The sequence below is a fragment of the Microbulbifer sp. NBRC 101763 genome, from assembly GCF_040371615.1.
Classification (GTDB): Bacteria; Pseudomonadota; Gammaproteobacteria; order Pseudomonadales; family Cellvibrionaceae; genus Microbulbifer; species Microbulbifer variabilis.
The window spans coordinates 135,082-160,242 of record NZ_BAABQV010000004.1 but is presented as its reverse complement, the minus strand read 5'-3'; the positions used below and the strand labels follow the sequence as shown (position 1 = coordinate 160,242).

Here is a 25,161-nt window from a genome sequence, read left to right as displayed (position 1 = left end):
TATAGAGCAGTTATGAAATTTGATATTGCCATTGTCGGTGCCGGGATATTAGGCAGTTTTGCTGCTTACCATGCACTAAAATCCGGAAAAAAAGTGCTGTTAATTGAAGCCAGCACTAAGCCTCACGGAGCCACGGTACGCAATTTTGGCCAAGTAGTACCATCTGGTATGAATCTAAAACTATGGCGAAATCTGGGGCGACGATCGCTGGAACTTTATGGCAAGTTGGCGACAATAATGCCGGACGCACTCTGGCAGCATGGCTCTCTCTACGTGGCTTCTTCTTTAGAAGAGGCCAATCTACTAGAGGAAATGCATGAGATTAATCGTGAGACTAACTACGTTTCCAGGCTTCTTACCTCGACGCAGTGTCACAAGCAAATTAATTTACTAAAGCAGAGTTACTGCCATGGTGGCCTCTACTATCCACAGGAAATGAGTGCCGAAAGCTCCCTGCTAATGAAGTATTTTTGGAAACTACTTGAAGACACGAAAAATTTACATTTTAAAAAGGCATCTCCAGTAATAGCCGTAGAGGAAGTCAAAAATGGGGTCCAGCTTCGCTGCTCAACAGGTGAGTCTTTTATTTCAGAACAGGTAATGATTTGTTGTGGCCATCAACTTAGTCATTTATTTCCGCACTTATTACAAACAGAACAACTACGGCTTAGTAAATTGCAGATGTTGCGCACCCAACAAATCAAGAGAGTCAAAATACCAGGGAACCTGCTTACAGGTCTGACAATACGCCGCTATGAAGCATTTAAAAGTTGCCCTAATTATAAAAATCTACCGAAGCCCCATATTGATCCAAGCTATGGAAAATTTGGTATCCACCTTCTGTTTCGACAATCTGCCGATGGCAGCATCATCATTGGCGATTCTCATGAGTACTTCACTGCCCAGGACTCAGGCACTTTGAACTATGAAATATGTCAGGAAATCAACTCACTGATGGTAGCTGAAGCCAAGCGTATTCTTAATCTACCCCATTTAAATGTTGCCAGGATTTGGAATGGCTATTACAGCCAGGAAAGTAGCCAAGGCGTATTCCTAAAATCCGCAACAGAAAATATTCATTTAATAACCGGTATTGGAGGAAAAGGTATGACAACCGGACCAGCATTAATGGAACGGGTAGTGAAGGGTATTTTGGACAAGATCCCTCTAGATGAGTGCTTAATCGATGAGAGCTAATGTTGTCGATAAAATTAAACAGTTATTTTTGCAGTACGGGAATTTAACACTTGGAGAAAAATGCACGCAGCTACAGCATGCTACCCAGTGTGCCACCTTGGCGGAACTCTCTGGTATCTCCGATGAAATGACTGTTGCAGCGTTTCTTCATGATATCGGCCATCTCCACGCTATAAAGGAAAAAATACCCGGGACGGATACTGAAGGCTACAGTGCACATGACTTAATAGGTGCAGATTTACTCGAAAGGTGGGGTTTTCCCAATACAGTCACGAAGCCTATCGCCCTACATGTTCAAGCTAAAAGATTTTTAATGAGTACAGATAACATTTATGAGACACGGCTATCCGCAGCAAGCCACAAAACCCTAAAAAAACAAGGCAAAATAATGACAGATAAAGAAAAAGATAATTTTCTTAATACCCCCTTCGCCGAGGATGCTCTGCGTCTGCGCGAGTGGGATGATTCAGGAAAAGTGCCTGGTTTAGCCGTAGCTCCTTTGGATCACTGGCTAAAGATCTGCTCAAAGGTACTTAGTCGATAGATATTTTGCCGCTCAACTCCCTTATCAATTACCAAAAAGGAGATAATCCATGGAACCACTGCAACTTAAAGCTGCTATCCTCGACTGGGCCGGAACCTTAGTAGATTTTGGCTCCCGCGCCCCTTTACAAGCGTTTATGCAAATTTTTGCTGAGGCTGGAGTTACAGTCAGTGAAGAGCAAACCCGTATTCCAATGGGTACTGAGAAGAAAGAACATATTCGCCAGATGCTACAACAAAATTCCATTCAAACTGCCTGGCAAGTGGTTCATGGGCGCCCATCCCAGGAATCTGATATAGACGGACTATATCGCCGTCTGGCCCCGATACAGATTCAGGAAATCGATAGGCACAGCCAAATAATACCCGGAGCCGAAAAACTATTTGTCCGCTTGCGTGAGCGTAATATACGTATTGGTAGCACCACAGGTTACAGTCGCATAATGATTGAGGGCATGCTGGCAAAAACTCAACAACAAGGCCTAGAGCCCGACTGTGTTATTGCAGCAGATGAAGCTGTGGGCGCAAGACCAGGACCCGCAGCTGCATTAAAGAACGTCATTGAAATGGAAATCCCGTCTGTCAGCCAATGTGTCAAGATTGATGATACCGCCGCAGGAATTTATGAGGGGCGCAATGCCGGCATGTGGACAGTTGCAGTAGTACTTTCAGGAAATGCTTCGGGATTATCTCTGGGAAGTTGGCAAGCACTCTCGGAGGAGGAAAAAAGAAATCACAGTATTGGCGCTTATCAAAAACTTGAGAATTGCGGCGCTCATTATTTGATAGACGATATCAATAAGCTTGAACCCGTACTGGTCGATATCAATCGCCGACTGGCTCTTGGACAACGCCCCTGATAGGCTATCAAACTTCAGAAATACCAGTTTGGTAGCCCAGGCTTAAGACCGAGTTTTAGATCAAACCCAAGAGAAATACTGTGTCCTCCAGTTACGTAGAAATTAAATCACATATCCAACTGTTGATCGGTAATGGTCGCCTGGCCGCCAATCACAAGCTGCCCGCTGAGCGCGAGCTGGCGGAGCAGCTGCAAGTCACACGTATTACTTTACGAGATGGTTTAAACCGTCTTGAAGGTGAGGGACTGGTGTACCGACAAAATCGCAGAGGCTGGTTTGTTGCACCAGATCGATTTGTGATGAACCCGACACAAAAGGTAAATTTCAACTCCATGGCCCGACAACAGGGTTTTAGAGCAACCACCAAAGTACTTGGGGTCCGTAAGCTGACCGTAAGACACGATATTTATTCCGCCTTTAACGCCACTAAAAGTACCAGGTACTTTGAAATCCGAAGAGTCCGCTACCTGGACCAAAGGCCAGTCATGGTAGAAGAGAGTTATCTCTCATCAGAGTGTTTTCCTGAATTATCTGACTTCGATTTATCCGGATCTATTACCGAAATATTGCAAGATAATTATAGGGTAAATATCACTCACGAGCGCTGTAATATTCAGGTTGCGAACCTGGAGTTGCAATATGCAGAGCCATTGGGTATACCCGCTGGTGCTCCAGGCCTGAGAATCTTAAGACTTCGCTATGATTCTGCTGAATATCTGATTGATTATAATATTGAATACTGGCTACCCCACGCCATAGAAATGGAAGTAGCCACTAGATAGTACTTATTTTTTACCGCACCTAAAAAATTCCTTGCTCTTTAATTTTAATGAGGGAGATTGGTTAGTTGTTAGCTTTTAAATAGCTGTCTTTTCTTTGCAGTATCGCTGTAAAAATCCCTTCATTGGGATTTAATAGCTATCGTCTATTCTATCATTACTGGTCTAGACCAGAAAATCATTGAAAATACGGGATATTCGATATGAAGACACTTATCTCCTGCCTGTTGTTAATTTCGTTTGTTTCCAGTAACCAATTCGTTTTTGCCCAGAATAATAAAAAGGTACTTCTAATTGGCGTTGATGGGCTGCAGTACGAAAAGCTCAAGGATATAGACACCCCCAATTATGATCGATTAATTCTACACAAGGCTTATACCGGTGGTATCAGTGGCTCTCAAAGTCAACAGGACACTAAAAGTGGCCCCGGCTGGTCCACTATCCTTACAGGAGTTTGGGTTGACAAGCACCAAGTCACGTCCAATGACTCAGGCCTGGCAAATGCAGAATTCCCCAGTTTGTTCAAACGGATAAAGGAGGCTGATAATAGCCTTTGGGTGGGCAGCATATCCCATTGGAGCCCTATAAATACCAACTTTTTTACTACCGACCTGGCACAGGCTAACCTGGTTTTAAGTGGCCTTTCCGATGCGGATGTCACCACACGCGGCGTGCAGGAAATAGCCTCAGGTCATGTGGATTTCCTTTTCCTGCACCTGGATGATCCCGATGGTGTCGGTCACAGCTCCTGTTTTGGCAATCACTATAACGAAAGCATTCGCACAAGCGACACTCAGCTGGGCGCTCTGTTAGATGCCGTAGATACACGTATTGCAAAAGGTGAAGAATGGTTAGTGCTTGTAACTACAGACCACGGCCGTGATTCTCGCGGCTGCGGGCATGGGGCACAAACTGCCAGCGAGAAAACAATTTTTATTGGCAGTAATTTGCCGTTAAATGCTGAGCACAGCGAGTTTATTGGAGATATCCACAATGGAGATTTCAATGGAATTTATGGCCATGCTGCCCAAACCTCCATTGCACCAACGGTGTTGCGTTTTATGGATATTGAGCTGCAAACGAATTGGAAGCTGGATGGTAACCCACTGATTGGCAGCCCTGGAATACGTAAAATGATGGCTGCTGACAATAAGACAATTAAATGGTATTCCACAGATGGCGGACCCGTGGAGATTCACCAGAACGACCAGTTCATTGATGTCGTCGACGCTAGCTCACAAAGCTGGACCGACTATACAGAAGCACAGGGAGTCCTGGACTATGTATTCGTACATAACGATACCCCAGTTGCTTTGCGTAAATCGGCCCTGGAAATTACTGCTGGCCTGGACTGGAGCACTGCACGTGCTTACTATTTTCGCGGTGACGATCAATATGTACGCTACAATAAAACCCTGGACAAAGCCTCTAGCGGTTATCCGCGCATAACCAATAACAGTACATGGCCTGGCTTGGGCGGCTATGCCCACCTGATTGTTGCTGCATTTAAAGCCAACAGTGACAAAGGCTATTTCTTCTTAAATGACGGGCGTTACCTGCGCTATGACCTCAATGAAGATCGGGTCGATTCCGGCTATCCCAAATTGGTGGACAACAATACTTGGCCTGGTTTGGCTACCTACGCGACAAAAATTCGCGCTGTCCTGAAATGGCCTAATAGCAAAGTTTATTTCTTTCTCAAAGACGGGAATTATTTACGCTATGACCTGGAAGAAGACCAACTTGACAGCGGCTACCCCCAACCTATCAATGACAGCAATTGGCCAGGACTCGGTCCTTATGCTACGGAGATTACCGCAGCCCACCAATGGAACACATTTCGTGCATATTTTTTCCTCAAAAACCAGCGCTATATACGCTACTCCATCACATCTGATCAAGCATACAGTGGGTATCCGAGAACAACAGATAATGAAACCTGGCCAGGCTTGATGACCCCCTGATTCACTACCAGGGCAAACGGCTACCATCCCAAAAAAACAGATTACCACTATCGGCGGGCGCCAGTTGTTGTAGTACATCCACAATACGCCCGGCACTCAGTGCCGGGCTGTATAATTTTCCCGGCGCCAGATTACCCTGGAAGGGTTTGGAAAGTGCTGTATCCGTAGTGCCCGGATGAATGGCCACCACACAACTGTTTTCCAATCGGCGCCCCCATTCAATAGACAGGTTTTTTACCAACATATTGAGTGACGCCTTGCTGATACGATAGCTATACCAGCCCCCCAACTCATTATCGCCGATACTACCCACCTTGGCAGACAGGGATACCCATAGCAGCGGCCGCTTGCGTTGTAATTTTCTATCCAGCGCCTGGGCCAGGTGCATATGAGTGAGGAGATTGATACGCATAGACTGTATCAACCAATCATCCTCACATTGCGCTAGAGATTTTTCCGGGCCATGAAATTCATCGTGCAACAATCCACAACAGTTAATTACCCAGTCAGGCGGAGAGGAAAATTCAGAAAGGAAGGTCTCGACAACCCTGGTAGAGTGCTCGTCCGCGAGAGAGACTGTCAGGTGACGACGCTCGCCGGCGTGTCCAGGTACCCGATCTACTGTACCACGGCTCAAAGTCATCAAAGTAATATCGGGATAGCGCCGAACAATTTCGGCGCCGATCGCGCGAGCCAAACCGCCCGAGGCACCCGCCAGTAATACCATCCTTGGTTGATCAAACATACCGGCCTCCATGCCGGATAGCTCGTGTGGCTTTATTTTGCCTTTTTGCCGCCGGACTTTTTGTCTTTGTTTTCTGATATCTCAGCGACTTCCTTGACTACACGCAGCATAGGTTCATCTGAGCGGAAAATCAGGCCGTGAATCTCCGTAGTATTCTGCCCCTGCAACAACTGCTGCAAGTACTGCACTATCTGCTCAGAAATCTCCTGGCCAGGTACCAGAACAGGGATGCCCGGCGGATAAGGCACTATCTCATCGGCGCTGGTGCGACCGATAAGATTCTGTGTAGCGTCCACCCCATTGTCCATCAACGGCAACTCTTCCGTATCGGCAAAGTAGGCATCCGCCGGCAGACAGGTGAAGCGGGTAAACTCAGGCAGGCGGCGCGGAGTACCGACATGAATACGCTTGTGAGTATTCCCCGCCAGCTGCTTCAGTGCATGAATCAAGCGCAACAATTTACTCTCAGTACTGCCCAGAGTTACCAGTACTGTGATGGTATTGTAGGTGGTCTTTTCCACTTGAATACCGTATTGATCAAACAGCTTGATCTGCATCTCATTGCCCGAATAGCCGCTGCGGGAAATATCGATGGTTACCTTGGTGGGGTCCAGGCCGATATTGTCACCTGCTAGAGGCTCAGCAATCAGGTCATCGCGGGTGAGGGCTCGGAATACTCCGGTTTCATTGACTGCACGGCGAAGGGTTTCCACCATCTGCAGACACTGCTTGAGACGCCCATATCCCTCCATCGCCATCTGCTTACGGGCAACATCGAGGCTGGCAATCATGGCGTATTGCGGGCTGGTAGACGCATGCATGTTCAGGTTTTCGCGGAAGCGGAATTCGTCGAAGTCCGGGTCCTGCACATGAATCATGCTGGCCTGGGAGAAAGCCGACAACATCTTATGGGTACTCTGGGTCACATAGTCGGCGCCACACTCAAGCGCGGTCGGGCGCAGCTCTGGGTGGAAGAAACCGTGGGCAAACCAGGCCTCATCGACCAGCACCTTGACACCGCGCTCATGGGCGTAATCGATAATAGGTTTCAAATCGTAGCGCAGACCATCGTAGGTACAGGAAGTGATAACCAATAAGCGCGCATCGCTATGTTCATCAAGCGCCGCCTCGATATCCGAGCGCTTCACCGGGCCATAAATGCCGAATTCAGGGTGCAGTACCGACTTCAGATAAACCGGCTCACAGCGATTCATCACTATCGCATGGTGAACCGATTTGTGGCAGGCCTGGTCGACAATAATCTTGCCGCCGCCACCGAGTATCTGCTGAATCACGACCTTGTTGGCAGTGGAGGTGCCATTGGTCAGGAAAAAGGTATGGCGCGAACCAAACGCCTGGGCGGCAAGATCCTGTGCTTCCTGAATTACCGAGTGCGGTTCCAGCAGGCTGTCGAGTATCTGTACGGAAACAGACAAATCCGTATTGAATACATGCTCGCCCATAAAGCGGTAAAAGTCCCCAACCCAGGGGCTGTTGCGCAGGCTGTCACCACCGGAGTGACCAGGAGTATGCCAAGCGTCACGTGCGGAGAATACATATTCCTTCAGGGTATCGGCAAAAGGCGTGGAGGCGCGGCGGGCAATAAACGCCTGTACCAGGCGGAACATATGGTTGAAATTGCCCTCTCGGCGATCAAACAGCTCGTCAAAGCGGCGACGCAGGTTGGCGAGGGATTCTGCCCCCGCCTCACCAATTGGCGAGGTAGCACCGGCAACATCACTGTGGGCCACCAGGAAGATATTGAGTTGAGAGCGCAGAGCATGGATGCGGTCGGCCAACTGGTCGGCCTCTTGCAGGCCTTTAGCATCATTGCCACCATCCACTATAACCGCTTGTAAGCGATCTTCATCGCGCCCCAGGCGCTCTACATCTGCGGGGGCTACCGCTTCAAAGTGCAGTCCGAAAGGATTTTCATGGCGAGCGGCGGTGCTGTTCAGGGCACTGATCCAGTCCCCCGCCAATTTGCTGTCTGCACTCACCAGAGCGATATGACATTCCAGCTTCTGCGCGCTGTCATTCAGGTTGCCCAATTCAGGCATTTTCAATTCCAAGCCCATATTCTTATCCATCAGCATAGCCCGCAACTTGTTGCAGGCTGCCGCCTTAATTATTTAACTATTTGATTTTATTAACTTTTCTTAAGTCCTCCAGCTATGGCGGAGGATCTGGAATTTCGCGGCTAAAAAGCCAGGGGGCAAATATTAATGGAGCAGGCGCGGGATTTCCGCGACAGGGAAGCATTTGGCGAAATTCGCCAAATGCATGGTGACCGACCAGATCTATTGCCAAGGAAAAGTGGAAAGTTAGAACTTTGCGCTGCGCACACTGCCATCGAACTCCAGGCAGTCCCTGACTCTCTGCCGCTGTACCTCGGAAAGCTGATCCAGAGGGAAATACGCCATTTCAGAGTGCTCGTTTGACAGGGTGATATGCCTCCTGTCGATAAAGCGGGCCCGAAAGATAAAAACGTGGGAGTTATAGACCTTGTGGTAATAAATGCCACTCAGATAATCAATATCTACATCCCGCCCCAACTCCTCGCGACACTCCCGTCGCAGGGCTTCGTGGACTGTTTCACCTGGGTCCAGAGCCCCACCGGGCAGCCCCCAGCTACGATTGGCGTAGGTTGCCAGCAGCTGCAGGACTTCGCCCACTTCATTAGTAATCACCGCATGCGCACTGAGGCGGTAGCTGTCTTCAAACCCCATCGATCCCATCCCTGGCCGTTAGAGGCTGTTAGAACCCCTGAGCCAGAGTGAAACCAAAGCCCAGGGTCTGTACAGACTCATCGTAGTCGATCAGGCTCTCACCATAGCCATTGAAATAACGGATATAACCATCCACCCGCTTTCCCAGTGGGAATCCCCAGGTCAGCTCAACAGCGCCACGATTATCTGAGCGCAAATTGTTGCGCACCATAATCGCGATAGAGTGGTCACCATCCCGGTAGCGCCCACCCAATTCAAAATGACCGAGGTAGTGCTCAATATCCGGATTGTCATCATCCTCTCGCGCCTCCGGAATCCTATACCAGGGCTTAAGACCTATAGAAAAGTTATCCCGCTCAAAGATAAAGTTGGCATAAATTCGATTCCAACTGCGTGAGTAGGGCTCACTGCGTCCATTTGATTGATGATTAAAGGCAATCTGATTGGCGACGTTATGCCAGCCGAACAGGCTCCAGTCGTTGAGCCAGGTCAGGATTAACTCTGGCTCATGATTGGTCTCTCGGAATGGCGCCGAATCATCCGAGTTATAAGCCTGCCAAAAGCTGCGATTGGTGTAAGCCACACTCATGAAAGAGGCACTACCGAGAAAGCCACGCCAAACCGGTACCTGCACCGAGAGCTGGAACTGTACCTCGATATTATCCAGGTCGCGGTCCTCGTAATCGGTCACCCCCCCTGTCTCCGGGGAGGGATTGTAGGTGAAAGGCAAAATATAATTTGCCTTATGGGAGGCCAGGGTGAAAGGGTTACTGGCTGCATCTCGAATTGCCTGGGCCCGCCCTCCCAGCAGTACCTGATCGGTGGGAAGCTCCTCTGCATATTCCTCAACTACCGGATCTACCTCAAAGTAATCTTCCTCAATGCCCAACTGGGCACGCACTCTCTCGGCACAGAGTAGGCGTATTTCCCGTAGGGTGGTATCGGCAGAAGAGATAAGTAGCTGTTCTTGCAGGCACTGTTCATGCTCATGCTGCTGATCCAGCTCCTTAATCTCTACTTGGCGCTCCTCACCAATACTGGCCATGGCGGTATTCAATGGAAACTGGGCAACCACAAGCAGAGAGGCAAAAAATCTAACTCTATTGCGAGTGACGAATCTTAAAAAGGACAAAAGGCGCTCCCCCATTGGCACGCAGTAAAAGTGACGCAAGCTTACACTGGAGAACTGAAAAAATCCTGCCGCATTAGTTCCCGGATGCAAGTATAAAATCAGTATATTTTCCGATTTATTAATAACGGAAAGGAAATGTTAAGTCAGAAAATACCGGTAAAATAAGGAGTTGGGAGATGAATCAATATTAAGCACAGAAATAGGGCAAAAAGTTTACTCGGATACTTTATATGGATAGTCGCTATTCAAGCGACTGATAAAGCCATTCCATTCACCGCATGTTTCCGCAAACTCAGTCGGCGAAATTGCTCAACAAACCAGACTGGTCAGACATGGAGACCACTCGAGGTCTCTTAGGCGAACCTGCCATAGGCGACCCGTACTGGATGGCCAGTCGTAACCGACCAATAGACTGCGACTATCAACGTAGCAGTGCGCATCCCGCTCGGCTTCATCGCCCTGATAAATATAACCGCAAATATCTGGCCCCATATCCTGTGCACGCTGGCTGGCCAGATCTCCGGCCATAGTCCTAGCGCTGCGATGGCTGACCCTCGGTGACAGTAATTTCCCCCGCTGGGAAGGATCAACAATATCCGGAGAAACCACTTCCAAACCATCCTTGTGTTGTACAAGTGTCTTTAAGAGGGGCCCCATAAACACGCGCATCAGAGGAAATAACAGCCGAGACTCGCCCAGCAATTGGGCCTGCTGGGGGCCGTTAGGACCCTCCCAGGAAGCTTCAATCTCATCCCCTAAGCGAGGCGCATACCCCTGAGGACTGCTTAGACGATAATGAGCACTTACCTCATCCACCTCGTCGCGCCAGTGGACATGGCACTCACTTACCAGGCCGGCACAAAGTAGCGCTGAAACCTCTATTCCATAGCCCTGTTCACCTACCAGGCGTCGACTCACCAGGGTACGACGCCCCTCTGAATCGTGGCCCAATTGCCAGCTGTCCCGCACAGGCATTTCACGCCCGTCACAGCTGTAGTGATATCGACCTTGCGCAAGAGTAGAGTTCAAACGCATTGCAGATTTCCTCCCTGCTTACTGCAAGCACCAGACTGATAGTTCAGTACCCAAAAAGTATTGCACATGGAAGATTGACCACGAAGATTTTAGCGCCTGCTTGTGAGGGTTTCATCCTCTATAAAATAATAGCCCAGCGACCAAATATAAATTGGGCGACGTAATAACAAATAGTGAAACACCCACCTATAGGCTCCATAAGACAGTAAAACTGTATTCACAAGTGAAAACCGCAATTAATTTTAAGGGTAAAATTCACAACTCATGAATATCTTCAGGTTAACTGTGCATTACTATCACCTCTTTCTAACCCCCTTAAAAAACGGATAAGTATTCTGCATATAATTACAAAGCCTGAATAAGTAACTCCCTCCCTTTTCACTTCTTGTCCAATTCCGATTAATACAGGCCATTACAAACTGATCTCAATCGAATATTTGTAATGTAAATGTATTATTATGCTTTCATCGTCCCGAAGAGAGCAGTCAAATAATATTTGGCATATCTAAATGCAACGCCAGAATTAATTGACGAAGTAGAAAGCAAAAAAAGTTAGCTTAACGCTCAGCAATGTTATTAGAAATAAGACAAATTGTTTTGATTATAAGTGAGTTACTTCTATGCCAACTTTCGCCTATCAATCCATTAACTCAAACGCGAGTACCAATCATGGGGTTAGTGCCTCCAACAGCCAGCATTTCACCCGTATGACTCACAACCATCAAGCCGCCAACCAGGATCGCTGGCACCTAATTATGCCAACGGCTGACGGTTTGGACCCTCATGTTCCAATTCACGGCCCAGCTCAGCTGGTCGCACAAGCACCACACGGCTATATGGCTAAAGGCCAGCACAACAATGCACAATTTCTCAGTATGATTGAAGGTAAAGCTCGTCAGACTCACCAGCACCTGTATCGCTCACTGGGTCAGACCTGTGATCTTTTAGTGTATGGAGAAATGGACGGAGCCAATAGCGAATGGAGTTCCATGCAGCAACATGCTGGGGGGTTGGTGGGGTCGAGTTCTACAGGAAAGGCCTGTAACAGCTTCAGTGTTCACGCAGCCAATACCACTCAACATCAGATTCTCGGCTCTGGCATGGGCTGGATTGCAATCAGGAGCGGGAATGTGAATGCCGTGTTCGTGCATGTACCTAACAGTATTGCCAAGAAGGAAAGCGAATCAGTCATTTTCTATCGCAATATTAATAACCTTCTAATTCAGCAGGGTTATGGCGCTATTGACCTTGTTATGGGCGACACTAACCAGGGAAATGACAGTTTCACCCCCTGCGCACTTAGTGTGGCAACAGGCACACTATTTCGCGATGCACATACAGAGGACGAAGTAAATCCTTTTGATTCCTACCAGCGGAGTTTTACTGGTACCAACAGCACGGCCAGTAAAAAATATGACGTTGCCGCATACAATACCAAGACCATTCGAGTAATCAAGGTGGACTATATCTCACAGAGCACCCCGGTTAGCGTCAACGGTTCCGACATGGCAGCCGCGGTAACCGATCATATGGGAATTTTTATTGACGTTGCCAAGTGATAGTCAGAATAGATACCACAACGGGGAAAGAAAACTAAAACCAGGCTTATGATCGAATCTACCCTGCATTAAAAGATAGATTCGATCAAAAAAAACTCTATAAATTAAGCAACCGCAATCTGCTGGGCTTCAGGGGTAATCCACTTCATCAAATTGCCTGCTTGCTGATTGTCATACACCGCTTTGCCATGTAAGTCATTAACTACTTGTGCAGCTCGCCAGGCGGAAAGACTTAATTGCGGTTCCGCAATACCATGACTGGTACGGCCAGTGCCGAGGAAGTATAGGCGACGCTCACTATCATCCCCATTAAGCTTTGTTGCAAATGCATCATCAAGCAACAGGCGCCCTTCTGCATCCCTAGGAATGCGCTCCTGTAGAGGAGCTAAACAGGCTGGAAGAGCCTCTCGTAAACCTGTGCACAAAATAACGATATCCGCATTTATCCACTCATTACCATCTACATCACCCAGTAAGTGATTCTGTAATTGTAACTGGTAATCACCGCGACAGGACATATTCACTAATTCGCGATTGGGCATCAATGTCACTCGTTCGGAATCCTTCTCCAGATGCACGAGACGATAAAACAACTGATATAGCTCTTTGAGCGTGTCTGGAGAAATCCCATCGGATGCCAGTTTCTGTTCGGCAACAACCTCTTCACGGCGATGAGGGCTCAGCTGGCGGAATACCTCAACATATTCTGGGGTAAACCAATCATTTGTAAACGGTGTTTCATCCAGGGGCAGATAATTGCTGCGACGGGATACCCAAGTTACCTGCTGCGGGCGCCCCCAGTGTTTGCCAAGAAGATTTATTACCACTTCAGCACCAGTCTGACCACCACCAATCACGGCAACACGCTTGCCACTTACATCGGGGTTGCGCAAAGCTATTTCCAACGCATGGAAACAATTTTCAGAAAGGAATGGTCGACTACACTCCGGGATATTTGGCTTTTTACCAGCCGCAACGCACAGATTCTTAGCAAGTATCTGTTCACGACCATTGGGCCCATGTACGTCCAGCTCAAAATAATCACCATTATCCACCACACTCTGAACACGGCTACTCATTTGGATACAATCCAGACGACGTGCAGCCCAAGCCAGGTAATCGGCAAATTCCCGGCGCATCACGGTACGTTGTTCTGCATGGAGAAAATCATAAAAGCGCTTGTTTTCCACTAAATATGCCAAAAAACTATAGGGGTTTGTAGGGTCAACCGGTGTTACCAGATCTTTTAAATAGGAAGTCTGCATCATGGCGCCCGGTAACATCAAACCCGGGTGCCAGGAAAATTCCGCTTTAGCGTCGAAGAAACGATGGCTCAGGAATTTATCCTGCATTAAAGCGGCAACGGCCAGGTTAAAAGGACCGGCCCCGATACCGGCAAGATCTAGGAAATTACTCATGATTAGGCCTCTAAAGCGGAAGCGGTTTCTGGTTGTGATTTGGGTTGTTGGGACTCTTGCTCAGCGAGCCAAAGAGGGTTGTGCAGGTCACCACCGACGATGGGGACCGGGCGCTCAGCGCTGTCATCATAGCCCTGCCGCAAGCGCACACGATTAATACAAACACGCTCGATGTGAGGGCGGAATAAATTAAACAGCTGGAAACGTTTCGCCATGTGAGCACTGTGCTGTTGCGCAGATTCCTGATAACGGCGCAGTACCCGAGCCAAAATTGCGTAGAATTCCAGCTCTTCCAATCCGATCTCTATCATTAATTGAGCGGACAGGTATCGCAATACTGTTACGAAGTGACCAGTGAACAGATCGTGAATAATGTAATTGGGTGGTAGCTGGTCGAGTGCTTGCACCGCTGCTTCCGGTAAATCTGCACGCTCAGGAAACTCCCCTTCGGCGAGACGCAGATCCCCTTGAAAATCCTTCAAGAGGACACGCACCACTTTATTATTACGCAACACCAACGTCAGGTTTTGCGAATGAGCCACCAAGCCTATGCCATAGCAACTCAGTAAATGATAAAGAGGCACTACTGTCGCCTCGAACAAATGCTCAAGCCATGCATGAGCAGAGAGACCGGAAGCTTTTATCAGAGCCACAGCTACAGATTTACCGCTGGCATCTCTCTGCAGCAAGGCAGCCATTAAAAGATGGCGCTCTCCCTCTGCACATAGTCCAGCTGGACTCTGCCGCCAGGTGGCCCCGAGCAACTCCTTGTAGCGATAAGGAGTTCCATCAATTAACTCATGATGAAAGTGCGGTACGTGCAACCCCGCCACTTCCTGTAAAACTCCTGTGCCACGAGATTGTAATTCGCCATCGCGTTCACAAAGCTGCTGCATCCATTCGGATAGCCCTGGACCGCAGCGCATAAATTTACCCGGAATTCCGCGGTAACAAGAAGTATTTAAAACCGTCAGTGGTAACTTTACATGCAGGGCTCGAGGGCGATCCAGATTCGACAGGGTACGCAGTGATACTTGTGGCAAGTACTGGTCACCAAATTCTCCAAGTAATACTAAATCGCCACGAAAAATCTGTTGTGCATAGTGTTGGCGAATATGATGTTGCCACTGCCAAGGGTGCACTGGTAGTGGCAAAAATGCTTGCCAATCGATACCCTGTTTGCGGCACACTTCAGACAGCTGCTTCAGTTGTATTTCATTAAGGCTCTCTGCCAATAAATCTGGCCAGTCCCAGGAATCATTATTTCCACTAACAACCAGCTCCCGCCGGACCGCAAGCCATAATAATCGAACACCCTGGGAAGCCTCTGTACCATAAGCATTAAACTCTTGTGCCCCCCAACCGATACGCCCTTTATTCACCATCGCTTTAGGATGACCATCCAGCAGGCATTGCAACTGTTCATCAGGCAATTTTGCCAGAGCTTGGGCATTTAATTTTTCGCGTTTTTGTAATAGAGCAACATCGGCAACCAGAGTGTTGGCAAGTTCTTGTAATAGATTACCCAGAGTACTGGACGAGGCCTCCAAATCCTGAGCGGCATCAATAAAAAATTGTGCCGCATCATCGGCTGGCTTCACTTCTGTATCCCGTATACGTTCAATGTCACATGGATCTATTAATAGCCAATCCCAGATGGTCAACTTGCCCTTGAAGCGATAAACAACCCCTGAGGAGAGGTGTACAGAATATCGACCATCTGTTTCTACTACAGCACTGAGCGCCTGCTCATAGCAAAGCTCAGCCAGTGACTTTACCAATAGAGCTGTATTTGCCAGCTTCCAGTGTTTGTCCCCGCTCATACTCCCCCCATGCTCCGAAAAAAATCTTTCCGCTTACACATCACCAACGCGGCGCGTTTGTGCGGAAAATCAAACTCTTTAATTTTTTTCCAGCTAAAAGTTCCGTTGATATATTTAAGCAACGCCCGGTTATCCGCCCGTGGTTCTCCAACCAAATTTTCAGTCCGTGTATCATCAAGGAACATAAAATGGGAAATACCATTAAACCAGGCATAGGCAAAACGCTTGCCTAAATAACGCAGGTCACCAACCAGCATATGTGCACCACGATCGAATGGCTGGCAATCGTAGTAGGGCGCAATACGATCTTCGAGGGCCCAATAAACTTCAAAATAGGCGAAGGGTTCATCATCAAAACAAGCGATCAAAGGGTATTTATGAGGATCCTCAATAACAGTATCGATAAACTGCCGCTGCTTGTCTGCATCACCCTCCTCTTCCCAAAATTGGGCTACACGTCTCTGGTTCATCCAGCCGGTAAAGCGCTCCAAATCTTTCTGAGGGTCTAAGTGGCGCAAGCTAAAATCCATTCCCAGGGAGTGGAAATAACGTCGATAGACTTCCCCTTTTGGTGGTACCGCACGGAGTGGATGGCGAACTCCCTGCTCATTCTTCACCCACTGCAGAGGAAATTTTCCAGCGTTATTTCCACAATACCAAAGCTCCGCACGCTGATAAAAACCACTGCGGGAAACCCGGCTTGCCACTGTATCTGTTTCAACGATATCTATGTTTTGTAATGCCGGGTTCAGTGCAAAGAGCCAATCAAACCATAGGTCTAATTCCACGAGCTGCGCATTACCGTGTGTTAAAATAATTCGTGCGCAATCCCGCCCTGGAATGTATTCAATTTGGAAGTAATCTTTCCCATTAAATTGACAACAATATCCACCAGGAGCAATTTGCCAAGAGCGTCCATCAGGAAGCTGACCATGCTCCCCCAGGGACTGTTCAGGCACAGCTGTTAAACTGGTCATAAATCTATCCTTGCAGTTTTTTTACACATATTAATCAGGCTTCTTCAGCTGTAAGCTTTACTGCCGATATCAGGGGATTCGCCATCTTGTGATAGATAGAAAGCGGGTCTTCGGTCGTGGTCTCATTCATCCCGATAACCGCACATTGGAAATTGCCCTTGGCCCAGATCTCAGGTGAATTGAGCAGGTACTCCAGGCAACTACTATCTCTTCGCTGACCTTCATGTAGCAATAGAAGGCGTTGACGCAACTGACGCAATAATTCCCGCTCAGTGATTAAGCCCGCAGCGGAAAGGGCGCAAATCAAACCGAAACAACTATTGACGATGAGATAGTAAACAAACAGTCGATTCGCCATTTGCTCATCAATTACATTTTCACTACCCTGCGCCAAATTGGGCAGATAAGGTTTAAGAAGTTGCTCCCCCAAACGGCTATAACCACTGCCCTGGCAATCTCTGAAATAACCAGCAACAGGCAGGGGACCTTCAAACGACAGGATCAAGTTTTGCTGGTGGGCACCAAACAAAATTCCGAAATCGGCCTGGGCAATCAATAAAGGTTCTATTACTGCATCGAGGAAGGCGTTAAACCAGCGTTTAGTGGCTGCCTCAATAGAAATACTCTCCTCATCGGCAAGACACTGAACTAATTGCGCGGCTCTGCAAGGAGATCCGTCTGGGTGATCCTGTGTCAAAGTAGCCAACAAGCAAGTATTTTCTGCTGATTCACCAAGGAAAGGATTTTCCCGGAACATAACCAGGCTTTCTATAATTTGCTTACCATCAATGTCGGCAAGCATCAGGTAGGCTGGCTCTGCCAATACCTGAAATCTCGGATAGCGGTTGGCAAATTCCTGTCCTACCGGTGTACCCCTTACCTTCAGCACTTCAAGTCCGCGAACCATTTCTTTCGGCTGCAGGGTGCGCACGGAGTTGGTTAACCGCAAACTGAGAGAGAATTTAAGCATATATGGGCTATTGCCACTGTAAATTGCGCGCAGAGAGGAAGTTGCTCGCCAGGATTCACTACCCTCACCCAGCTCTACAATTTTTCCAGCCTCAAGTAATTCCACAACACTCTGGACTTCACACAATTTTCGCCACTGCCAAGGATGTGCGGGAAAAGCGACAAACCCTTCGGGCGCTACGGGGCCACCATCTACTCCACGCACCAAGTCGGCGAACTGTACTTCACTAATTTCAGCGCCACTGGCCCCCTGCAAAAATTGAGGATCAACCCCCAGCCATACCAGGGCAAAGCGATTATTAAATTCCGGTGCGTAGCACTCGGCATCTTTATCGGTAAATGGGTCTCGGCTTTTCGGGGTTGGATGTATGGAGTGGCCACATAAAAGCGCCTGTTCCGCCTCGTCAAAACTGAGGGGTAAGGAAAATAACTTTTCTGTATCGGCACTACGTGCAACCAGTGCCTGGGTCATATTTTTTACACTGGACGCAACTCGGCGAGTAAATTGCGTTCGGGATTCCACAGTGGCGCCAGGAAAAAATGAGAAGTCCTGGGCGACCAACTCTGCAGCCTCGGCCATCTCAATCACCTTGCTGCTCCCATCATTCGCTCGCCATACCATGGGCAGAGCGAACTGGTGCCTACCACACTCACTGTGATAGGAAATGTTCAACCAAAGTTCGGCGCTAGATGCCGGCAGGGGAATACTTACTGCTGGAAGACCGATTCCATCCGGAAGTTGTTCACCCTCCTGCATGTGCCATGTGCCGCAACCCGTTTCTCTCAACAGCGCATTAAAGAAACAATTGGCTGACATTCGTTCAGCAAATGCATTGACCGGGCTGTATTGATCAGTCATAAATATCTCTTGAGTACCAACCATGCCAACAGTGCGGTCATACTGAACCGAACCGAGTTGGGGATCGTTCATAAATGGGGTTCTTAACTGAGAAAATACTAAATGCGAATGATTTGTATTTAGAAAATCATGCAGGTAAAATTTCCGTTATTCAAGCTTTTTCTTGAAAAAATGATTCGGATGAGAATTTCTGCACAGAGCGGGCGTCCGTTTAGCTGTTTTCATTTAATCCGCGGAGTACCCAATGCGGCGATCCCCTCACCAGAAAAAAATCCACTGGATAGTAGCCAGCCAGGGAGCAGCTCAGGTCGTGCTGCTTACCCAAATCCCACTGATCGTTGAGCGTTGCGGCTTAAGTTTGGCCAGTATCGGTGGCCTTGTGGCACTGGGTACTCTATGCCTGATGGTGGCCGGGCCACTATGGGGGGAACTCGGGGATAGGATTGGTCGCAAGCCCGTATTGCTCGCGGGACTGACTGGCGCCCTATTCGCTCAGTGCCTCTTTGTGGCACTGCTAATTGCACTGGCACAGGGGCTTATCAGCGAAGGTAGCGCATTGTTTGCTCTGGCGATTAGCCGGATCATTTACGGGTTAAATGCCGCCGCTATTTACCCATGCTGCCAAGCCTGGGCCGTTGAATTGGGGGAACCAGAAAAACGTTTGTCGATACTCTCAGGTTTAAGTGCAGCAGCGAACCTGGGGCGAGGGCTTGGGCCGCTACTGGCCTTACCCGCGCTGCTGGCAGGCGACTTGTGGCCCATGGCTTGGCTTGTTCTGCTACCTCTCACAGCTCTGTATTTGACCCTGAGCCTACCCCCCACCACAAATAAATCCCAGCCTAGTTCCGGTGAGAAAGCAGCCTTGCCGCCGGGATCGCTGGCTTTATTTGCCACAGCATTACTCGGCACAGTCAGCGTCGGCCAGCTTCAGGTAATAATGGGGCCCGCGCTTAAAGATTTATACGGCCTGAGCGCCTTGGGAGCCTCCTCTGCTACCGCTGTGTTGTTGGCTACTGTGGCAATCTGCGGTTTTCTGGTTCAAGTGGGGTTAGTGCGCAGGCTCAAAGCACCACAGTTGAGCTTTATGCTGGGGGTCACATCGCTGTGCACTGGTAGTATTTTTCTCTCCTCCACCCTGGGGAGCCTTCTCGCAGTTTTTGGGTTACTTGCCTTTGTTGTCGGTATTGCTTTCCTGGTGCCGGGTTACAGCGCACTATTAAGTCAATCCCGGCAACGTGGAGGCAGGCTCTTTGGACTTTTAGCTCTAATGCACACCGGTGGATATACCATTGGGTTCGCGCTGGGAGGCTGGCTATATGAGGAGCACCCCCAACAACCTCTTTTAGGGATGCTCCTCAGTGTGGGGCTGATTGCTGTGTGCGCGTTATTCGCACTTTTTCGTGCTAAAAAAGGAAAAGAAAAGCAAGCGAGTTTGGAGGTCTAGCCCATGATTTATCTTCAATAACACAACCAGCGCAAAATCAGTTCGGGCCTTATTGCCGCAGAGGCCTGAAAAGGAGGTAGGGGTTGATAGTAATACCAGCCCCAAAATGCTACAGGTATCTTTGCCAGAACTCTGCCTGACCGAACTCCTCATCTAACGTATAAGGTTTAAACCCCACCTTACGGTAGGCATTCTTGGCCGCGAGGTTTTTCTCTAGAACTTCCATTGTTAGCTTGCAGCATCCTCTTTTTTTTGCCTCTCTCACTACAAACTCCATCATAGCGGCACACACTCCGTAGCCTCGAGCCTGCTCGCTGACAATAACATCGTGAATATTGATTAGGGGCTGGCAAGAAAAAGTGGAAAAACCAGTAAAGCAATTAATCAGGCCTAACGCTTTTTCATTGCTGTAGGCCAATACTGTAAAAGCTCCTGGAAACTCCGCCAGCTTGGGCAGCAGTTGATTGCGGCACTGTTCAGGCAGGGGTTCTCCTCCCCCAAAGGGGTGGCGGGAATACTCATCCATCAAAGCGAGAATATCTGCACCGTTGCGACTGTCTCTATAATCCGCCATCGCAACTCGCACGGATGCCTTTTCCTCAGATTTTACAAACTCCATTAATACTACTCTTTCAGCTCTCTGCGCAAAATTACACTTTACGCCATACCTTTAATATTCCCATAATAAAAACAGATTTTTAATAGTTTGGCGACTTGGTAAGTTTTCCACGGCTATTGACCAGCTCAAGTTCTGATGGCACTTGATAACACCTATAGCTTAAAAATGCGTTATCAAACTTCTTCTAGCAAGACTCCTCCTCAATCTCCTTAATACTGAAGCCCTCAGGAACAGGTTCCCGCTCGATCTCACCTCCATCAGTATGGCGGGATAAGGCGTTGCGTAGGCGGGCACGTCTAGCCTGTAACTGGCGCATTCTCAATCGGTGGCGATCCATAAATCCGGAACGCAGCGAGGAACCTCTCCGCCTGCCGGGTCCAGAACTTTTTTTTCTTGCCATTATTTATTCTCCCTTTTTCGACCTGGATCTAGAACACTTAGACCAAGCTCAAGATATTGGTCATAATCTAGGTTAGACCAACACCCCTTGGCCCGCGCGAACAAAGCCGCTATCCTGCAACCATAATGTCCACCTGGTCACATTAGGATACAACTGCATTGCACCCGCTTAATCATCTACTGAAAAATAACCAGCAATGGTCCGAGGCTACCCGTGAGGAAAATCCGGACTTCTTTCTCAAGCTATCGAAACAACAAACCCCAGAATATTTATGGATAGGCTGTGCTGACAGCCGCGTACCCGCAAATGAAATTGTGGGTTTATTACCTGGGGAGTTGTTTGTACATCGTAATGTCGCCAACGTGGTGGTGCATACAGACCTCAACTGCCTGTCAGTGTTGCAGTACGCGGTAGAAATCTTAAAGGTGAAGCATATTATTGTGTGCGGTCACTATGGCTGCGGTGGAGTCCAAGCCGCACTGCACAATGAGCAACTCGGCCTGATCGACAATTGGCTGCGCCATATCCAGGATGTACGCGACAAGCATCACACCCTGATTGACCTTTTCCAGCAGCAACAGCGCACAGACCTATTGTGTGAGCTCAATGTACTGGAGCAGGTAATCCATATCTGCCAGACCACCATAGTGAGAGATGCTTGGCGCGTAGGGCAGCAACTCTCCGTTAACGGGTGGGTTTATGGCCTGGAAGACGGCCTGGTACACGATCTCGGCGTCTCTATCAGCCACCCGGGGGAAATTGCCGACACCTACCAAAACGCCCTAGCCAAAATAGCCAAACGCAATAACGAATAGCAGCACTCCCTGCCGAACTCCCTTATATTTGCTCCTATAAAAAATTTCAGCCCCGGTGTCCTTCCATAGCCGGGGCCCAGGCTCGAGCAGGGAAGCGTTATGTCTGAATATCGCGTATGGGAATGCCAAAACTGTGGCTGGATCTATGATGAAGCTAAGGGCTGGCCCGAGGACAACATAGCGCCAGGCACACGCTGGGAGGAGATACCTGAAGACTGGTGCTGCCCGGAATGCGGTGCCAGCAAAAGCCAGTTTGCAATGCGCGAAGTCTCTACAGGTATCACCCGCCCTAGTAACATTTCACCATCAACATCTACAGCCACCTACCGTATCTGGGAGTGCATGGTATGTGGCTGGGTATACGATGAATCCAAGGGTTGTCCTGAAGAGGGAATCACCACCGGTACCCGCTGGGAGGATATTCCTGAAGACTGGAGCTGCCCCCAATGCGGGGTCAGTAAAGAAGAATTTGACATGGTGTTGGTCTCCTCTGTATCAGTGGAGACCAGCTCAGCAAAACCAATCACGAATACGGGAGAGCCTCTGGTAATCCTCGGCACAGGGCTTGCCGGATATAATTTGGCGCGGGAATTTCGCAAGCTGGACAACCACACTCCCATGCTGATGATTACTGCAGATGATGGCGCCTTCTACTCCAAGCCCCTTCTATCTGCCTCCCTATCTCACGGCAAAACCGCCCAGCAACTGAGCCAAATAAGCGCTGAGGAGATGGCCAGAGAACTAGATGCGGAAATTCTTGTGCACACCCGGGTTTCCGAAATCAACCCAAAAGACAAAACACTTACTCTCCACCAGGAGACTGGCGAGCATATATCAGAAATACACTATGACCGGCTGGTATTAGCCACCGGTGCCTGCTGCCCTCCTATTCCCCACATCGAAGGTGACGCCCAATCACACTTGTTCCGTATCAATAACCTGGGAGATTATCATCGTTTCCGCACAGCCTTGGTGGGCCATAGGCGGGTGATTCTTATCGGTGCTGGGCTAATCGGATGCGAATTTGCTAACGACTTGGTGCAGGCTGGCTTTGCCGTAGAGGTAGTAGAACCACTTAACTGGCCTCTTGGGAGACTGCTGCCGGAACAAGCTGGACGTGACCTGCAGAGGGCATTGGAAAAGCACGGGGTACGCTTCCACTTTGGCTCATCTGTTCAAGCCCTCAAGCGTACTTCCGGGGGGCTGGAAGCTCAACTCGTTAACGGCGAAACAATTCAGGGGGATATCGCCCTGGCGGCACTGGGCTTGAAGGCAAATATAAGATTGGCAGAAACCGCTGGACTCGCGGTCGAGCGCGGTATTAGCGTCAGTCGACACCTTCAGACCAGTAATAAATATATCTTTGCACTCGGTGATTGTGCCGAGGTGGACGGCCACCAACTTTTTTTTGTGGCACCTCTCATAGCCTGTGCCCGCGCCTTGGCAAAAACCTTGAGCGGCGAAGCGACTCCCGTGAACTACGGCGCCATTCCGGTTGCAGTAAAAACCACCTTGCACCCCACCACTGTGTGCCCTCCCCAACCCAATACTGAAGGCCGCTGGCAAGTTTTCGAAGACTCTGAAGGTGTGCGTGCCGAGTATCGTGATCCGTCAGGCAAGCTACGTGGTTTTGCTCTGACCGGCTCCTCAATTTCAGCGCGTGACCGCCTCTGTGAAGAATGCGTGCCAATCATGGACGGCCCTCCACACACAAACCATTAACCGAGCTTCTTTCGCTAGTATTGGAGGCAAAGCGCGCAATAAGTACGCTTTTGCCGTAAAATGGTCGGCTAGCACAGATTTTGTACAAGCAAGCTCCGTATGACGACAGAAAGAAGCCCCATCATCACCCCATCTACCCAACAAAGCCGCCTTTTGCGCGATACCTTGGGTCAATTCGCCACAGGTGTCACCGTCATCACTACCCAGGATATTAACGGCCAACCTGCTGGAATGACCGCAAACAGCTTTAATTCTGTCTCCCTGGATCCAGCGTTGGTACTCTGGAGCATTGACAAGCAATCTCTTGGCTATGAAGCATTTACCACTCGCGAACACTTTGCAGTGCATGTTTTACGTGCAGACCAGCAGCATGTCTCCAACCTGTTTGCTGGCCGCGGGGCCGACAAGTTCGGCCAGGTACACTGGTATGAAGGACCAAATGGCATTCCCCGTCTGGACGAGTGCGCAGCTTACTTCCACTGCCGCCGTGTGCAGTGTATCGAAGGTGGCGATCACACCATCCTTTTGGGCGAAGTTTTGGAGTTTTCCGCCCCCGGCGGCGAACCATTGGTTTTTCATCGCGGCCGCTATCGCGCCTTGGCTGGCGATTAATTATCTGTTTGCTTTTAGTTATCAAGGCACTTTCCGGAGAGCTACTTTGGCCTCTTTTCATACCTTGGCGCTATAAAAAATTTTTTTTTATACTTACAGGTCAATAGACTCGATAAACTTTGGTGGCGGCATAACCCCCTCGTAATAATTTAGTGGCAGGCTCTCAAAATTTACTGATTGGACTCAAAGGTAATGACTCCAGGCACTCTCTTCTGCTTTGCACACCGCGGTTACCAGCGGCGAGCCAGCGAGAATACCTTGCAGGCTATTGGCCACGCACTGGAAATGGCAGTCGGGGGTATTGAAATTGATATCTGGAATGTGGGTGGCCAACTTCTAGTAAAGCACGATCGGCGCCTGGGACGCCTAATCCCGGGCAGTGAGCTAATTACTGAGATGCGCCCAGAGGATTTGAGAGAAAGACCCCTCCCTTGTGGCAATACTATTCCATCACTTCAGGAAGTACTGGAACTGGTCGGCGGCAGCGCACAGTTAAATATTGAAATTAAAGGCCCCAATTGCGCTTCCTTACTGGCAAAGGAAATACGGCGTTTTGTCACTGAAAAAGGCACTACATTCGATCAATATATTATTTCCTCATTTGATCACAGACAGCTGTATGAATGCCTGCGCCTATTACCCGAAGTACGCCGTGGGGTGTTAATTAGTGGTGTACCCCTTGATTTAGCTGCCTGTACCGCGCCATTACAAGCATATTCGCTACACACCAACCTGGATTTTATTAGTGCAGATTTACTGGCTGATGCCGGACAGCGGGGACTCAAAAACTATGTCTTTACTGTTAATAACCCTAATGACCTGGCAATGCTGGCCGCACTAGGTGTAGACGGGGTTTTCACCGATGAACCGCAGATAGTACTGGATTTCAACACACGAGTTCTCGCCAGCAGCGCACTTTGCTAACAGAATATTTGGTATGCCGTTCATGTAATACCATAC

General features: G+C 48.9%; 22 protein-coding genes. 11 read left to right on the top strand and 11 right to left on the bottom strand.

All coding sequences use genetic code 11. The annotated features are described in order from the left end of the window. Nucleotides 1–12 precede the first annotated feature (12 nt). The 5 genes from ABWV76_RS11290 (at nt 13) to ABWV76_RS11270 (ending at nt 5,343) form a co-directional block, all read left to right on the top strand. Nucleotides 13–1,197: a TIGR03364 family FAD-dependent oxidoreductase gene (locus ABWV76_RS11290; RefSeq protein ID WP_353375993.1), complete on the top strand. Its 1,185-nt coding sequence runs from the start codon at nt 13–15 to the stop codon at nt 1,195–1,197. Next, complete coding sequence (locus ABWV76_RS11285) at nt 1,187–1,741, top strand: HD domain-containing protein (RefSeq protein WP_353375992.1); 555 nt, start codon at nt 1,187–1,189, stop codon at nt 1,739–1,741. The genes ABWV76_RS11290 and ABWV76_RS11285 overlap by 11 nt, the downstream gene beginning before the upstream one ends. Nucleotides 1,742–1,790: 49 nt before the next feature. After that, nucleotides 1,791–2,600, top strand: a complete 810-nt coding sequence (phnX, locus tag ABWV76_RS11280; protein ID WP_353375991.1) for a phosphonoacetaldehyde hydrolase — start codon at nt 1,791–1,793, stop codon at nt 2,598–2,600. 80 nt (nt 2,601–2,680) lie between these two features. Further along, nucleotides 2,681–3,382 carry a UTRA domain-containing protein gene (locus ABWV76_RS11275; protein WP_353375990.1) on the top strand — a complete coding sequence of 234 codons (702 nt, stop codon included), beginning with the start codon at nt 2,681–2,683 and terminating at the stop codon, nt 3,380–3,382. Nucleotides 3,383–3,582: 200 nt separating this feature from the next. Beyond that, entirely contained in the window at nt 3,583–5,343 is a 1,761-nt protein-coding gene (locus ABWV76_RS11270; RefSeq protein ID WP_353375989.1) for a hemopexin repeat-containing protein, read from the top strand. A gap of 4 nt (nt 5,344–5,347) precedes the next feature. Here ABWV76_RS11270 and ABWV76_RS11265 read toward each other — a convergent pair whose 3' ends face one another. From ABWV76_RS11265 to ABWV76_RS11245, 5 genes are all read right to left on the bottom strand, one after another. After that, nucleotides 5,348–6,088 (bottom strand): SDR family NAD(P)-dependent oxidoreductase, encoded by a 741-nt coding sequence (locus tag ABWV76_RS11265; protein ID WP_353375988.1) that lies wholly within the window; start codon nt 6,086–6,088, stop codon nt 5,348–5,350. A gap of 32 nt (nt 6,089–6,120) precedes the next feature. Continuing rightward, the gene (locus ABWV76_RS11260) at nt 6,121–8,178 is read right to left on the bottom strand and encodes an aminotransferase class I/II-fold pyridoxal phosphate-dependent enzyme (protein ID WP_353375987.1); all 2,058 of its coding nucleotides are present in this window, start codon (nt 8,176–8,178) and stop codon (nt 6,121–6,123) included. A 234-nt stretch (nt 8,179–8,412) separates the two neighbouring features. Next, nucleotides 8,413–8,817 (bottom strand): NUDIX hydrolase, encoded by a 405-nt coding sequence (locus tag ABWV76_RS11255; RefSeq protein WP_353375986.1) that lies wholly within the window; start codon nt 8,815–8,817, stop codon nt 8,413–8,415. Between the two features lie 28 nt (nt 8,818–8,845). Beyond that, the gene (locus tag ABWV76_RS11250) at nt 8,846–9,949 is read right to left on the bottom strand and encodes a phospholipase A (protein WP_353375985.1); all 1,104 of its coding nucleotides are present in this window, start codon (nt 9,947–9,949) and stop codon (nt 8,846–8,848) included. A gap of 309 nt (nt 9,950–10,258) precedes the next feature. After that, entirely contained in the window at nt 10,259–10,984 is a 726-nt protein-coding gene (locus tag ABWV76_RS11245; protein WP_020412488.1) for a hypothetical protein, read from the bottom strand. Between the two features lie 620 nt (nt 10,985–11,604). Here ABWV76_RS11245 and ABWV76_RS11240 point away from each other — a divergent pair. Beyond that, a complete protein-coding gene (locus tag ABWV76_RS11240; protein ID WP_020412487.1) occupies nt 11,605–12,543 on the top strand; it encodes a hypothetical protein in 939 nt (312 codons plus the stop codon). A 104-nt stretch (nt 12,544–12,647) separates the two neighbouring features. Here the strand turns inward: ABWV76_RS11240 and ABWV76_RS11235 are convergent, their stop codons facing one another. The 4 genes from ABWV76_RS11235 to ABWV76_RS11220 are packed head-to-tail and all read right to left on the bottom strand — an operon-like array spanning nt 12,648 to nt 18,661. Beyond that, nucleotides 12,648–13,961: a lysine N(6)-hydroxylase/L-ornithine N(5)-oxygenase family protein gene (locus tag ABWV76_RS11235; RefSeq protein WP_353375984.1), complete on the bottom strand. Its 1,314-nt coding sequence runs from the start codon at nt 13,959–13,961 to the stop codon at nt 12,648–12,650. Nucleotides 13,962–13,963: 2 nt separating this feature from the next. Next, nucleotides 13,964–15,784, bottom strand: coding sequence for an IucA/IucC family protein (locus tag ABWV76_RS11230; protein ID WP_353375983.1), 1,821 nt, complete (start codon nt 15,782–15,784; stop codon nt 13,964–13,966). Continuing rightward, nucleotides 15,781–16,761: a GNAT family N-acetyltransferase gene (locus ABWV76_RS11225; protein ID WP_353375982.1), complete on the bottom strand. Its 981-nt coding sequence runs from the start codon at nt 16,759–16,761 to the stop codon at nt 15,781–15,783. The genes ABWV76_RS11230 and ABWV76_RS11225 overlap by 4 nt, the downstream gene beginning before the upstream one ends. Nucleotides 16,762–16,795: 34 nt before the next feature. Further along, the gene (locus ABWV76_RS11220; protein ID WP_353375981.1) at nt 16,796–18,661 is read right to left on the bottom strand and encodes an IucA/IucC family protein; all 1,866 of its coding nucleotides are present in this window, start codon (nt 18,659–18,661) and stop codon (nt 16,796–16,798) included. Nucleotides 18,662–18,833: 172 nt separating this feature from the next. On the opposite strand from ABWV76_RS11220, the gene ABWV76_RS11215 reads away from it, so the two are divergent. Next, entirely contained in the window at nt 18,834–20,033 is a 1,200-nt protein-coding gene (locus tag ABWV76_RS11215) for an MFS transporter (protein ID WP_353375980.1), read from the top strand. A gap of 109 nt (nt 20,034–20,142) precedes the next feature. On the opposite strand, the gene ABWV76_RS11210 is transcribed toward ABWV76_RS11215, so the two are convergent. Together ABWV76_RS11210 and ABWV76_RS11205 are read right to left on the bottom strand one after the other, a co-directional pair. After that, complete coding sequence (locus ABWV76_RS11210; protein WP_020412481.1) at nt 20,143–20,652, bottom strand: GNAT family N-acetyltransferase; 510 nt, start codon at nt 20,650–20,652, stop codon at nt 20,143–20,145. Between the two features lie 184 nt (nt 20,653–20,836). Further along, nucleotides 20,837–21,052: a hypothetical protein gene (locus tag ABWV76_RS11205; protein ID WP_353375979.1), complete on the bottom strand. Its 216-nt coding sequence runs from the start codon at nt 21,050–21,052 to the stop codon at nt 20,837–20,839. A 158-nt stretch (nt 21,053–21,210) separates the two neighbouring features. On the opposite strand from ABWV76_RS11205, the gene can reads away from it, so the two are divergent. From can to ABWV76_RS11180, 4 genes are all read left to right on the top strand, one after another. Beyond that, nucleotides 21,211–21,867, top strand: a complete 657-nt coding sequence (gene can / locus ABWV76_RS11200) for a carbonate dehydratase (protein WP_020412479.1) — start codon at nt 21,211–21,213, stop codon at nt 21,865–21,867. 99 nt (nt 21,868–21,966) lie between these two features. Further along, nucleotides 21,967–23,589: an FAD-dependent oxidoreductase gene (locus ABWV76_RS11190; protein ID WP_444946221.1), complete on the top strand. Its 1,623-nt coding sequence runs from the start codon at nt 21,967–21,969 to the stop codon at nt 23,587–23,589. Between the two features lie 99 nt (nt 23,590–23,688). Next, on the top strand, nt 23,689–24,201 hold the full coding sequence (locus ABWV76_RS11185) for a flavin reductase family protein (protein ID WP_020412477.1): 513 nt from the start codon (nt 23,689–23,691) through the stop codon (nt 24,199–24,201). Between the two features lie 192 nt (nt 24,202–24,393). Continuing rightward, the gene (locus ABWV76_RS11180) at nt 24,394–25,125 is read left to right on the top strand and encodes a glycerophosphodiester phosphodiesterase (protein WP_020412476.1); all 732 of its coding nucleotides are present in this window, start codon (nt 24,394–24,396) and stop codon (nt 25,123–25,125) included. The last annotated feature ends 36 nt before the right edge of the window (nt 25,126–25,161 follow it).